This window comes from Paenibacillus sp. FSL L8-0644, assembly GCF_038008165.1.
Lineage (GTDB): Bacteria > Bacillota > Bacilli > Paenibacillales > Paenibacillaceae > Paenibacillus > Paenibacillus polymyxa_D.
The window spans coordinates 1,389,159-1,403,069 of the sequence record NZ_JBBOYN010000001.1; the positions used below are offsets into that span (position 1 = coordinate 1,389,159).

The 13,911-nt window shown below is 46.1% G+C and carries 13 protein-coding genes; all 13 read left to right on the forward strand.

What is annotated here, in order from left to right; genetic code table 11:
* Positions 1 to 50: 50 nt before the first annotated feature.
* The 13 genes from NSS94_RS06240 (at position 51) to NSS94_RS06300 (ending at position 13,902) form a co-directional block, all read left to right on the forward strand.
* The gene (locus NSS94_RS06240; RefSeq protein WP_341038972.1) at positions 51 to 1,955 is read left to right on the forward strand and encodes a hypothetical protein; all 1,905 of its coding nucleotides are present in this window, start codon (positions 51 to 53) and stop codon (positions 1,953 to 1,955) included.
* A gap of 39 nt (positions 1,956 to 1,994) precedes the next feature.
* On the forward strand, positions 1,995 to 2,633 hold the full coding sequence (locus NSS94_RS06245; RefSeq protein WP_254329439.1) for a LysM peptidoglycan-binding domain-containing protein: 639 nt from the start codon (positions 1,995 to 1,997) through the stop codon (positions 2,631 to 2,633).
* Positions 2,630 to 3,610: an XkdQ/YqbQ family protein gene (locus NSS94_RS06250; RefSeq protein WP_340931561.1), complete on the forward strand. Its 981-nt coding sequence runs from the start codon at positions 2,630 to 2,632 to the stop codon at positions 3,608 to 3,610. Before NSS94_RS06245 ends, NSS94_RS06250 begins: the two co-directional genes overlap by 4 nt.
* Positions 3,603 to 4,010, forward strand: a complete 408-nt coding sequence (locus NSS94_RS06255) for a hypothetical protein (RefSeq protein ID WP_165176500.1) — start codon at positions 3,603 to 3,605, stop codon at positions 4,008 to 4,010. Before NSS94_RS06250 ends, NSS94_RS06255 begins: the two co-directional genes overlap by 8 nt.
* Complete coding sequence (locus tag NSS94_RS06260) at positions 4,003 to 4,467, forward strand: DUF2634 domain-containing protein (RefSeq protein WP_340931565.1); 465 nt, start codon at positions 4,003 to 4,005, stop codon at positions 4,465 to 4,467. The genes NSS94_RS06255 and NSS94_RS06260 overlap by 8 nt, the downstream gene beginning before the upstream one ends.
* Positions 4,467 to 5,618 carry a baseplate J/gp47 family protein gene (locus tag NSS94_RS06265; RefSeq protein WP_029516166.1) on the forward strand — a complete coding sequence of 384 codons (1,152 nt, stop codon included), beginning with the start codon at positions 4,467 to 4,469 and terminating at the stop codon, positions 5,616 to 5,618. Before NSS94_RS06260 ends, NSS94_RS06265 begins: the two co-directional genes overlap by 1 nt.
* A complete protein-coding gene (locus NSS94_RS06270) occupies positions 5,611 to 6,285 on the forward strand; it encodes a YmfQ family protein (protein WP_341038974.1) in 675 nt (224 codons plus the stop codon). The genes NSS94_RS06265 and NSS94_RS06270 overlap by 8 nt, the downstream gene beginning before the upstream one ends.
* Before the next feature lies 1 nt (position 6,286).
* The gene (locus NSS94_RS06275) at positions 6,287 to 8,884 is read left to right on the forward strand and encodes a hypothetical protein (protein WP_341038976.1); all 2,598 of its coding nucleotides are present in this window, start codon (positions 6,287 to 6,289) and stop codon (positions 8,882 to 8,884) included.
* Positions 8,885 to 8,896: 12 nt separating this feature from the next.
* Positions 8,897 to 9,514 (forward strand): hypothetical protein, encoded by a 618-nt coding sequence (locus NSS94_RS06280; protein WP_341038978.1) that lies wholly within the window; start codon positions 8,897 to 8,899, stop codon positions 9,512 to 9,514.
* Positions 9,515 to 9,572: 58 nt separating this feature from the next.
* Positions 9,573 to 9,839, forward strand: a complete 267-nt coding sequence (locus NSS94_RS06285) for a hypothetical protein (RefSeq protein WP_069011559.1) — start codon at positions 9,573 to 9,575, stop codon at positions 9,837 to 9,839.
* 87 nt (positions 9,840 to 9,926) lie between these two features.
* Entirely contained in the window at positions 9,927 to 10,373 is a 447-nt protein-coding gene (locus NSS94_RS06290; protein ID WP_341038981.1) for a phage holin family protein, read from the forward strand.
* 153 nt (positions 10,374 to 10,526) lie between these two features.
* On the forward strand, positions 10,527 to 11,492 hold the full coding sequence (locus NSS94_RS06295) for a glycoside hydrolase family 25 protein (protein ID WP_341038983.1): 966 nt from the start codon (positions 10,527 to 10,529) through the stop codon (positions 11,490 to 11,492).
* A gap of 754 nt (positions 11,493 to 12,246) precedes the next feature.
* A complete protein-coding gene (locus tag NSS94_RS06300; RefSeq protein ID WP_341038985.1) occupies positions 12,247 to 13,902 on the forward strand; it encodes an ABC transporter substrate-binding protein in 1,656 nt (551 codons plus the stop codon).
* Positions 13,903 to 13,911 lie beyond the last annotated feature (9 nt).

Sequence of the window (13,911 nt, forward strand, 5' to 3'; positions counted from 1 at the left end):
GCATTATCCAAGCAAATACAGCAATGATAGATACGTAAGGAGGTGAGTAAATGGCAGGATCAAGTAACTATAGAGTTAATATTGTTACAGATGTAGAGGATTTGATAATTACAAACCGGGAACTTAAAGCAACAAGTCGCTATATTGAGCAGATACAACGGCTTTCTGATCGCTTAGGACGTGCCCGTTATCAGAGCTTGATTAAGCTGAATACGGAACTTAAGTATATGCATAGGCATCTTGGGAATATTTACAGCCTAGCTGTTCGTCTTAGCCGGCTACGCATTAGGCCAAAAGTCTTTCTGATTGATAAGGCGACTCCAGTCCTCGAAGCGCTTATCAGAAAGCTAAAAAGTCTTAAGGATGCCTATATTGTTGCACGTGCAAAAACGGGCATTGATCAAGACGATACAAATAAGAAGAAAGCTAAGGGTGGCAACCGGGGAAATAATTTAAATGTTTCAAATATTGTGAACAAGTCTATCAGTGTTACTGCAAATTTAGAAATAAAGGATCCTAAATTTGACTTTAACTTTAATTATGATATCAAGGTAAAACCACCTAGATTGAATATTAGAGTCGCAGCTCCAAAATATGCGCCTAAGATCAACGTAAAAACAGGTCCTATTCGAGTTTCTCCAAAAATTAAGGTGATCTGTAATTGTTGTTGCTGTGGGAAAAAAGGAAAAAGTAAAAGAAGCATTGCTGAACAAGATGGACTTGATGGTAAAAACAAAAAGAAAAATAAGAACAACAAAAAAAGCCCTGGCAAAAAACGAGGACTTCCTAAGCTGTGGGAAAAAGCAAAACGTTTATTTAACCCAAAACCTAGCTCTAAGCCGGGAGTCCCAGGAGGACGGCCAACTCCGCATGGAGGTAAGGGGAAGTTTGGAAAGATATTTGATTTCGGTAAAAAAATACTTGGTGAAAATCCAGGAAATATGCTTAAAAAGATAGGTAAGGGAGCAATGAAGGGGGGCAAGAAGCTGCTTGGCCCAATTAGCATAGTATTAGATATTGTAGACATTGCTACAGCGTCGCCGGAAGAACGTCCGGCTGCTATTACATCAGCGCTTTTAGGAAGTGGCTTTATTACTGCTGGGGCAGCTATTGGTACAGCGATTGCTCCAGGTATAGGTACTGTAATTGGTGGTCTTATTGGTGCAATTGTAGGCGCTGTAGTAGATAGTTTAGCAGGTGAATGGTTAGCTCAAAAGTTCTCTGAAATGAGTGATTGGGCCGGAGAAAAAGCTACTTCTGCAATGGACTGGGTTGGAGAAAAAGCTATTGGTGCAAAGGATTGGATTGGCGAGAAAGCAAGTGTTGCGAAGGATTGGGTTGGTGAAAAAGCTTCCCAAGCTACAGATTGGATGAGTAATAAAGCATCTGATGTCAGTAATTGGTTTTCTAGTCAAACAGAAAGTTTGAAAAGTGACTTCTCTAATTTGTTTGGTTATTCAAATGAACCTGAAAAATCACAACCTGTTGTTTCTGTAAATAAGGCCTCGCAATCTTATAATCCCGCTTCAACTGCACCGGGAGCGTCATTAGCTCTGTCAAGATTCCCTTCGGTTGATCCGGGGCTTCCATTACCATCTTTTATTCAGGATGCCCAAAACCGTTCCAAGGTGATTCAGGGTATGGGGCCAGGTGGTTCACAAATTCCTACGGCGAAAGGAGGAAAACCAGCTCCACAGCTCGTGCAAATAACGGATGAACAAATGAGTAGCCTTTCAGGCTTTCTCAAGGATTTCAAGACAGAAACGAACAACCAAATCAGTGTAACGTTGCCTCCTGGAGCAGTACAGGTAACGGTTCAAGAAGATTCTATTGATTTCGACACGATGGCACTTCAAGTAGGACACCGGATTGTAAATGAGGTACGACAGGCAATTATTAATAGAGGTGGAGGGGACAATAGTTCCCTTAAAAAGGATAAAGCTGTACTAGTCTAACGTAAATCTATCACAGCAGAAAGGAGGGAGGCTATGGGTATAGACTTTTTTCTGATTAATGGTCAAAGCGTGTTTCAATTCCCAGTTAATCCCGAAGAGGTGAATATTTCACGGCAAAAAGGGTATGAAACAGTTACGATGCTTACACATGGGGAATTTGATTTTCCACAAGGAGAAAAGGTGAAAGAAATCACCTTTTCTTCTTTTTTTCCCAAGGTGTACGATGCATCCTATTGTCGTTATAAAAATATCCCAGATCCTAACGAAGCGATGAACAGGTTAAATGCAATGTTAAAAGCAGAGAAGCCGTACCAATTTATTATTACGAATACACTAATTAATGTTCCTGTTTTTATCATTGCTCATAATACGACCTTTCGTGGAGGCGAGGCAGGAGATATATATTTTGAAATTACTTTGCGTACATGGAGGGAACCTAAAATAGTGTTGCGAAAAGGGAATTCTCCTCAAAAAGTAAACTCTAGTAACCTTCCACGCACGAATCTTAAAACTAAATCTAAGACGTACACTGTCAAAACTGGGGATTCGCTTTCTAAAATTGCAAAGTTGGAGTTGGGGGACAGTTCCAAATGGAAAAGTATATATCAAGTGAATTCAAAGATCATAGGCAACAATCCGAATAGGATTAAAGCGGGTCAAAAGCTGGTGATGCCATGAGTTACCAAGTAATACTTCAAGATCGATATGATCTTACCTCCCTAGTTGAGAAAATAACTTTAAAAGATGCTCTTAATCAAATTGCATATCAGGCCAGCATACGTGTAGCTGCTTCAAATGTTATGCCCACGATTACTCCGGGAATGTCTATTCGTGTCAGTGGAATTCCATTTGGAAAAAATGTAAAGGTACCACTTCTCCACCCTGCTGTTGTATGGGAAGTAGAGAGCTCTAACAGCGGTACAAAACGTTTCTCTCTGGTGGTATATGATCGGACGATTTATCTGGATAAATCCGAGGATGAATATTTATTTCCCAAAGGACAGACAGCTACGCAGCGGTTGCGTAAATACGCGAAGGATTGGGAGTTTCAGATCACCTCAATACCTGATACGAAAGTGCGATTAGGAAAAGGTATTTATCGTGCCCAGACCCTATATTCCATGATGCTTGCTGATTTGAAAGAGACAGCAAAATTGGGCGGAGATTTGTACCAGTTACGCATGACAAGTGCTGGATTGGAGCTATTTAAAATCGGTAGCAATCCTTCCCCCTATGTGTTAGACCGATTTATTGATCTTACGCAGTTGCGGACACTTGAGGGAGCCGTAACTAAGGTCAAAGTAATGACAGCTAATGAGAACGTAGGAAGCGGACAAGAGGTACCGTCTAAGGTGCTGGCTGTAGCAGAAGGGGATACTAAAGCGCTAGGTACTTTGCAAAAACTGGTGGAAGATGATCAAGTGAAAGCAGCTGGCGGAGCCAGTAAGCTTGCTAAAAGTCATCTAACTGGAATCCAGGAAACTTTTACAGTTAATTTACCAGATATTAATACCATACGTGCCGGTGAAGCTGTGATGTTACAAGGATTAAAGCTGATTGTTACTTCAGTCAGTCGGGATTTGGGGAGCCCGGGGAATATGACTTTAGAGCTCGCTTCCTTCGATATGGTTAAAAGGAGGTATTTTCTTGAGTAAAGATCCCTATGGTGCATTTGTAAGTGTAATGCAGTCGTCTATGGCGGGACACACTCGGCAAGCGTTGAGTGGAGTAGGCGCGGTACTAGGCACGATCACCTCCACGGGACTCAAGCTGGACGATTTTAAACATGAGCTTCAGGATTATCTGGTCGCGGAGCTGCCGGGACTGCTATCTGTACCACGCCATATGTACAAAGGTACCTCAACCGCAGTGGAATCAGAAAATTGGGAAGGTAAAGAGCTGAAAACTTCCTTTTATATCGGGGAAGACGAGCTGGAGGATGTGAATCTCAGTTTGAACGAAGGACTCAAGCCTGGAGATCGTGTACTGGCGGTTCGGGTGAATAGCGGCAATGATGTGGTGGTCGTGTGCAAGGTGGTGAGTGGACGTGGCTAATTTATTTCCCGAAACAGATGATATGATCTGGACAGACAGGGATATGACCGACCCGGATATACTGGAGGATAACCGTGCAGTATTTGGGCGAAGCTGGAGGTTTGATTTTGAAGCCGGTGAGTTTGTTATGAGCCCTAGTCGTAAAATCGTGACTACAGGGGAGAAGGAAGCGTGGGTACAGTGGTGTGAAAAAGCGATTCGCACTCCTCGCTACCGGCATGTGATCTATTCACCTGACTATGGGAGTGAGCTGGAGGAGCTCATTGGCAGCAGCTATGGGCACGGTGTGCAGGAAAGTGAAATTAAACGCATGGTCACAGAGGTGCTACTAGCAGATGCACGTACGGCTAGTGTGGATCAGTTCACGTTTCGCTGGGAAGGCGAGGCGTGCCATTTTAGCTGCCAGATTACGAACGTGCGGGATGAAACGGAAATTGTGGAAAGTGTGGTGATCTAATGGCAGACTTGCCGGAATATTTGGTAGACCAGACGGAAGAGGAAATTTTAAATCGAATGCTGGAAAAAGTGCCTTCGGATATTGATAAGTCCGAGGGCTCTTTTATTTGGGATGCGCAGGCGCCGGTGGCATTCATGCTCTCGGAAGCGGCGATCTGGGCGCAGGAGCTGCTGCGTCGGGGCTTTGCCAGCACAGCAGCCAGCGACAACCCGGATTTTCGTTCGCCGGAGCTGGATTTGCGGACAGCAGAGCATGGGGTGACACGGCGAGAAGCGGTTGCGGCCTCAGGTATGGTTACGTTCACGGGCACAGCGGGAACGACTGTCCCGGCGGGGACCTTGGTGGCGACCCCGGCAGATGATGTATCCGGGGAAGCTTCTATTGAGTATGCGACCACGGCTTCGGTCACGCTGGATGAACAAGGTGCCGGGGAAGCGGCTATTCGGGCGGTCAACCCCGGGCGCAGCGGTAATGTACCTGCGGGCGTCATCCAGGTGATGGCCACTCCGATTAGCGGGGTTGCCTCTGTGATCAATACGGAGCAAACCAAAAGCGGTACAGACGTTGAGAGCGACCAGCTGTTGCTGGAGCGTTTTTATGCCAAGGTGCGGAACCAGGGCACAAGCGGCAACAAGGCGCAGTATACTCAGTGGGCGAATGAGATTGCTGGAGTGGGTGGCGTGGAAGTAGTTCCGCTCTGGAAAGGACCGGGAACAGTGGGGTTATATGTGCTGGATACGGATAAACGCGCAGCCAGCCCAGATATCGTCGCTGCGGTGCAGAAGTACATCGATCCGACGCAGGATGGACAAGGAGAAGGACTGGCGCCAGCGGGCCCTGTGGTGACGATCATGCCAGCAGCAGAAGTGGAGATTAACATCTCAGTCAAGGTTCAGCGTACCAAAGAGAAGCCGTCCACACTGGATGAAATCAAAAAGCTCATCGAGAGCGGTGTGCGGACGTATTTGAAGCAGCTTGCCTTTTACAAGGAAGACCCGTTGGTACGGTATACCCGGATTTCTGCTGTTTTGCTCGATATTCCGATTATTATTGATTTCTCTGAACTGAAAATCAATGGACAGAGCAATCAGAATATTGAGATTGGCTCAGGCCAGGTAGCCGTGCTGGGGACGGTGAGCGTCAGTGAGTAACAATGGAACGAACAGTTTTGGCGATTTATTGAATAACCCAGACCAGGGAAAACATGCAAACCGTAGTGGCACTTTGGTTAATCGAGTAACGATAGCGGAAGATACAGTGGGCCAAATGAGCAGCGAGCGAGGACGTGAGCTGCTTTCCTATTTGCCTTCCTATTACGAAACCTCACGCGTGATGCGTTCCGATATGGATGCTAAAGGAATCGAATTGGACGCCTTGTATCTTGCAATGGATGCAACGGTGGGACAGTTTTTTGTACGTACCGCCACATGGGGGTTGGAACGCTGGGAAATGGAGTTGGGGATTGAAACCGATCTGGCGAAGCCATTGGACCAACGGCGTGCGGTGGTGGAGTCGAAGCTGCGAGGGGCAGGAACTTTTTCCGGTCGGCTTGTCAAAAATGTAGCAGAGGCGTATGACGGAGGTACGGTAGATGTTATTTTTCACCCTGCCGAATGGGGATTTACGGTCAAATTTATAGATACCATCGGGATTCCGCCCAACGTGGAGGACCTGAAAGCAACCATTGAGGAGATCAAGCCCGCCCACATGGCAGTGGAGTACAAACTACGCTACCTGACCATTGCCGAAGTGGAGTCTATGACCCTCTATGAAAATGAACATACAACACAGGATAGATATTTAGGAGGTGGCGCATAACATGGCAAGTGAAAAAACACCGAATCTTGGTTTAAATCAAATTGACCGCACATCGCCCAAAACCACGTATTTTGATTTGGAGAAGTATTTGGACCAAAACTGGCGGGCTGTTGATGAATTTGCTGGTGACGTGAATGATGGTGTGAATGCGATCAAGAAGCGTTTGGATACGACAGAGCGTAAGACGGTAACTCTCGAACCCGGGGTGCAGATGGTTCATGCGGAAAAGGCTGCGCCATTTTCGCTGACGGGGCTGAGCGGGCGTACGTTGGTGAATTTGTTGGGACGGATGGGTAGCTGCGAGACAGTGAGCGAATGGTCCTCAAACGTAGCTATTGCAATAGACTCTAACAGCAAAACCAACGGCAGCAGTTCATTTAAAATTACGCTGGGTAGTGCGTCTGCAACTGCGTCTGCAAGTTTTTTGACCACACCTGGACGAAAATATATCGCAATAGCGGACGTGAAAAGTGGTAATACCAGCAAGGTGGCGATATCAATAAATGGTATTGCTGGTGCTGTGGGTAACGAGGTAACTTCTGCCTCTGTTTTTGCTCCGTCTGTTGTACGGTTCACGACGAAGGACTATTTTCACATTGTTACAGTCACAGGCACGGGTGCAAGCGGCAATACGTTTAATATGGACAGTGTGCGCGTATACGAGATCAGCGAGGCAGACTACACAGCAGCTGCAAGTTATACGCCAGCACAAGCAGCAGCCAAATGGCCCTATGTTGACAGTTTAATGCCCGTTCGTAATCCATATGCGATACGGTACGGGGAAAACCTATTGCCGAGCTTTTATGAATGGTCCACCGTTGCGCAGGCGGGAACGGCAACAACTATAGGTCCTAATCAGGTGCGGCTAGATAAATCGACGGGGCTGTCTGGCTTTAATACACTGGGGTATAAAGTCAATGCGGTACCAGCAACAGACTATACATTATCGGTCACGGTTGATGTGTCTAACATAGGCGGTACTATTGGATCAGGGGCATACTGGAACTTACAAGCCATGGGAAAGAATGGGGAAGTGTTAGCGGACTTCACAACTGGTCCGTTTGCCACATCCAACGGAACAAAAACAATGGTTAAGAGTTTCACAACGCCAGCCAACACGTCATATTTACAGGTGATTGTAGGTCTTGATATTGCCGCAACAGGTACGGCGGTATTCCGTGATGTTTCTATCAACATCGGCAGCGCAGCCAAACCATTCAAACCACGCGAAGACTCAATGTTAGCGTTGCAAACAGACCTGTACGCCGACCCAGTTACGGGGGCTAATGCGGATACAGTGTTTGAACGTGACGGTCAATACTTCAAGTCCAAGAAGTGGCATGGGGTTACGTTAGACGGGAGTTTAGCATGGGTACAAGGCGAAGGCGGCGCTACTAACGGGAATAGACAGGTTAAAGTGTCGGGGCTGTCGGCTGGAGCGGTAGCGGGTAGCGGCATTGGTACAAAGTTCGACGGTAAGATATTGCCACAAGGCAGTACGGGCAATACACCCGATTCAAACGCAGTCACAGCAGCCGGAGAAATTTACCTAGGCATCCCACTTGCCGATAGTGGATGGGCAGACAGCTACGGCCCGGACCAGAATGACATCAAAGCATACTTTTACGGGTACAAGGCGTACGATGCTAACACCATCACTCCTGCGAATGCTCAAACCATGACCACGGCAACGTGGAACGGTACAGGCACTAAGTATTGGGTTCAGCGTGTAGGCGCACCTAACTTTACCCAATCCGTACCGCAACAATCCTATGCAGGGTATACGCCGTATCAACTTGTATATCAACTTGCAACGCCTACCGTGGAGCCTATCATATCAGAGGGTCAACTTTCCTTTACTGAGGGAGACAATCAGGTTGAAGTAGGCACAGGGATTGTGTTGCGTGAACGGGCTAATCCGGTATTTGAGAGTAACGGCAACTACCAAATAAATAATGCTGCCTTACCGGGTTCGAATCTGTCTAAAATGACAGAAAAGATACTGGCTGTATACCGTGGAAATGTCGTTGATAATAGGTTCAGTCTTATCAGTTTTGCGTCGGCTTATGGTAAACAGATGGCTATAATATACACAAGCAACTACGACCAAGCGGCAACATACACCGCTACGTACCTTATGCTTGACCGTTCGCCAGTCGTGCCGTTTATAGGCTCATATGCAGCCAACGAAAAAACGCTACTTGCGGATTTGGTAGATAGCGTTCAGCAGAACACGGCGCGTGTGTCGGTGCTGGAGAACAAGAAGGCTGACAAGGATAATCCTGCTTGGTTAACACCTACATTGCTTAATGGGTGGTCTTCTTCTTCCGTAAAGTACCTTAAAATGAACGACGAACTTGTCGTTATTAGAGGCATCACAACAGGCGGTGTAGTAGCACCAGGAACGTTGCTGTTCACCTTGCCAGTAGGATACAGACCTGGAAACCTAACAGAAATAAGAGTGCGATCTAGCAACGGGAGCGGGGTCGAATCCCCCAATGCTACAATAATGATAGATTCAGCAGGACAGGTAAAGACGCAGAATACAACCTATATGACCGTCTGGTTAGATGGGCTGTCATTCCTTGCAGAAAAATAAGGAGGTCACAACATGAAAGTAGTTCCTAAAGTAAATACAGAAGGCCTCTATCTGGAGGACGAACTGGTGGACGACACCTTTTCAGGTATCGTCCCTTTTTACACTCTATCTTCGCCTACGCAATCTGAATCTGATACAAACCAACAACTAGACACCCATCGGCTTGCTGACAGTAGCTCTAGTACCACAGATGTAACAAGTTCAGAAAGCATCCCTGCTGGTTATACAGTAGGGATTTCAGTACCACCTGGTCTATACCATCCTCGTTTTGACATCCAAGGTTGGCTGACCTATGAAGCAGTATACGCAGAAAAACTGTTAGAAGCACAAAACGCATACGAGCAACTTAGCAAAGAATCTCAAGTTTCATTTCAGAAGCTACATGATGAATGGCAAAACAAACCTGAAAACGAACGTGGAGACGAACCTGTATATTCTGCTCAGACATTCAGGGCCCCAGAGCGCAGAGACCCCACGACATTTTGGAGTGAAGGATTGAGTGAGGAAGCAATTAAGGAACTGACACAAAAAGCAGAGCAACAGCCGAGTGAGACAGATCAATTGAAGCAACGTATTGCAGATCTCGAAGTGACACTGACCCAGCTCATGCTTGGTAACGCAGGAAAATAAGGTGTACTGACAATTATTCGTAATAGAAAAATTTATAAAAAGAGGTGAAGTTATAGTTATGGCCGCTTTATCAGAGGCTCAAATGCGTATTTGTGCTCATGCTTGCATCACTCGCTATGAGCGGGGTGAGGGCGATATAGCAACGATCATGGGAAGTTACGTTTTAGATGAAGAACAGCGTGAACAAGTAATGAAGATTATTTTATCCAAGCGTTCTGATCTAATAGCGGGCAACGTAGAAGGATCGTCATCAACCGATGCTTTAAATGAACAGGAAGAAACGGTTAAATGGTATACCTCTATTTTCCGTAAAAAAACAGTATAGAGAACAAAATAAAAATCATTGTTTTTATGCCCTTGGATCAGTCCAAGGGCATTCACTTTACACCTAGGTTCAAAAGGGGGAACAAATATGCATGAAAAGATCGATCAGATTTGGCTGGGGTTTTCCACGGGGACCTTGATCGGTTATTTTTTCGGGGGGTGGACCACAATGTTGACGTTGCTGTGGTGGATGGTCGTGATCGACTTTTTCACCGGATGGGCAGCGGCCTGGATTAATGGGGAGCTAAAAAGCCGCCAGGGGTATTACGGTATTTTTCGCAAGGTTACCGTGTTTTTGCTCATTACGGTAGCTCATCTAATCGACGGTATTCTCGGGGATGCACATTACTTCCGGGATGCCGTCGTTTTCTTTTATTTAGCGAACGAGCTGTTGTCCATTATTGAAAATGTGGGCAGAATGGGAGTGCCGATGCCGGATATTTTACGGAATGCGGTAGCTATTTTTGAGTCCAAGTCGAGTGGAGAAAAAATAAAGCCAACCGACCCTTCCGACAAAGAGAATAAAGTTTCATAAAGTGCCACCAGTGGCCACCACCCAAATAGGCAGACGACCTTTTTGCCCTTTTTTCGGTGTAAAAGTGGAAAAGCCCAGACCGTATGGATGGTCCAAGCATATATAACAGAGACAGAGTGCTACAACATTATAATGACAGGGAGGGAGCGCCTTATGCAAAGTCGTAGCCCTAATGCTACCGAAGGCATTGACGTGTCCCGATATCAGGGAACGATTGATTGGAAGCGTGTACGAGCCGATGGTAAATCGTTTGCCTTTATTAAAGCGAGTCAAGGACAGCGTTACGTCGATCCGACATTTATCACGAATGCAAAAGGGATCAAGGCAGCCGGGATTCTCCTGGGTGCGTACCATTTTGTAGATGCGACCAATGTAAATGCAGCAAAAGCAGAAGCCAGGCATTTCGCCGAGGTGTTGGAGCAGGTGGGTGGGGCGAAAGCGCTGGACTTGCCAGCGGTGATGGATTACGAAAATAATCCGGGAGGGCTTAGCTCGGCCACGATTCATGAGGTTGCGTTGGCATTTGTAACGGAATTTGAACGGGTAAGCGGCCGTAAGCCGATGGTATATACAGGGAATGCTTTTGCTGCCCATTTCAAAGCGCCATTGGGTAGTTATAAGCTGTGGATTGCACGTTATAGTACACGGGTGCCCGGCGACACCACAGCATGGAAGAACTGGGACTTTTGGCAATACAGCGATAGTGGACGGGTTGATGGAATTCAAGGGCCGGTTGACCTGAATGTATACGCCGGAACAGAGGCCGAGCTACGCCAAGCATTTGCAGGAGAAGAGGGGGATGAGCCAATGACAGCAGAGGAAAAAGCGGCATTTAAGGCCCTGCAGCAGCAGGTCGCCGCTCTTGAAAACAGCAAAGATGTGCTCAAGCAGACGTTGAATGAACAAAGCGCTTATATTAAAAAAGTGGATCAGCGGGTAGCTGAGCTGGAGGCGCGTCAGACTATGCCTGTACCGACCTGGGCGAAGGAAGCAATGGCTGCCGCTGTTGCATTTCATCCAGCAAGCCCGATTGTGGATGCGAAACTGCCAAGCAGTTACGATTTTTATCGCTTACTGGTCGTACTGAACCGTCTGGGTGTGTTTAAAACGACCAAATGATCTTTTGTGAATTTTATGCAAAAAAGGGATTATTTTCATGAGAACTAAGCCATACGCCTGAAACGTAAATAGACAGGCGGTTCAAAGGCAACCGCCTGCACTTATTGTAAAGTGATGTTCTTCATGATTTCTACATAAGCTGAACTAGAACGTTTTAAAAGTGTGAATCATTGGGTGAAAATGCAGCATGTCTACCAGCCAAATCAAGCGGTAAAAGCTCTTGTACGTTTGTTTATTTCAGAACATATCTGGGAATAGGATATACAGGATGTAGGCCCGGTGCTGAATACATTTTTGAGGTAAGATTATACTCCTGCTTGGAGGTTAAAGACCCCCAGCAGGAGCATATATTTGGTATGATCGTGTAAGTTGGTTTGTAATATTAATTGACATGATGTATAAAAACATATCGTAATGTATGAAAAACCCCCTTGTCTGCTTCCAGATTTTATAGTAAAGTATCCAATAATCAACTTTGTTTGAGCATAATATTCACTGTTTGTGAGTATATATCACACTTTCACCACGACCTGACATACTCCTCTTTCTATTTATTACATCACATCTATTCAATTACCCTACAGCATCTCTTACACCACTAGATTATGAACACTTCTGTCCTACTACACCTATTTGATGAACTCGGAACCTGGGATTACAGCTTGAGGACAAGCTTGTCATGTCAATTCAAGAATTGGCATTCATCCGGTATCAACGAATTAACAATATATAAGGTGTGAAAGGGGTTTGCTGCATGAGCAAAAAGTATGCAAAACACAAAATCTGGACCGTTCTGCTGGTGCTTGCGCTAGGAGCTGTTTTGGCGCTTTCCGGTTGTGGGGGATCAGGTGAAGGAGCAAAGCCAGAGGCAGGGAAAACATCAAGCGGAGCAGGAGAGGGCGTGCAGGACACGCTCATTTATGGACGCGGCGGAGATTCCGTGGCGCTAGATCCTGCCATTGTGACTGAAAGCGAGTCGCTAAAAATCGGAATGCAAGTGTTCGACACACTGCTGGAATATAAGGAAAACACAACGGAGATCCAACCGGGGCTCGCAGAGAGCTGGGAAGTATCACCGGATGGACTGGTCTATACGTTCAAGCTGCGTCAGGGTGTAAAATTCCATGACGGAAGTGACTTTAACGCAGAAGCGGTTGTGTTTAACTTTGACCGCTGGGTTGATCCTAAAAGTCCATACAAATTTGAAGGTGACTCGTTTGACTATTATGATTCTATGTTCGGGCCTGATGGAAGTAGGGTGATTAAGGAGGTTAAAGCGGTAGATGCGAACAGTGTACAGTTTACTCTAAACAAGCCGCAGGCGCCGTTTTTACAAAATATCGCTATGCCATCCTTTAGTATTGCAAGTCCCAAGGCAATTCAGGAGAAAAAGGCTGATTTCAAGAGTAATCCGGTCGGCACGGGGCCTTTTGTATTTAAGGAATGGAAACGGAACGATACCATCACGCTGGAGAAGAATCCAAACTATTGGAAAGAGGGCCAGCCGAAGTTGGCAAAGATCATTGTTCGTTCCATACCCGACAATACCGCGCGATTTAATGCTCTGCAAAACGGGGAAATTGACCTGATGGAGGATTTGAATCCGGATGATGCAAAGCAGCTAGACGGTAATAGCGAATTAGTAAAAATTGAACGTCCCTCCTTTAATGTGGCGTATATTGGATTTAATTTAAAGAAAAAAACATTCAATAATCCCAAGATGCGCCAGGCGCTGAATCACGCAGTGAACAAGCAGGCCATTATTGATGCATTGTTTGCAGGGCAGGCTAAGCCTGCGGTCAATCCGATGCCACCTACGTTATGGGGGTACAACGATAGTATTCAGGACTACGCCTATGATCTGGATAAGGCTAAATCTTTACTGGCGGAAGCGGGCTTTCCTAACGGGCTTCCCGAGCCGTTAACCTTCTATGCAATGCCCGTATCTCGTCCTTACATGCCTGACGGCAAAAAGGTGGCAGAGGCCATTCAAGCCGATTTTGAAAAAATAGGCGTCAAAGTCAACATCCAATCTCCAGAATGGGCTACGTATCTGGATGATCTTAAAGCAGGAGAGAAGGATGATCTGTACATGCTGGGATGGAACGGGGACAATGGTGACCCGGATAATTTCCTTTATACATTGCTGGACAAGGATACGATTCCAGGCAATAACCGTAGTTTTTATGTGAATGAGGAACTCCACAAAGTATTGGTGAAGGCGCAGGTTGAGGTCGATCAGGACAAGCGTGGGGAATTGTATAAACAAGCACAAGTGATTATTAAACAGGATGCACCGTGGATTCCCTTGGTTCACAGCACACCGTTGATGGCAGGTAAAGCGAACCTCAAGGGTTTTGTACCTTCTCCGGCAGGTATGGAAGCGTACGGAAATATTTATTTTGAATAGCCCAAACGC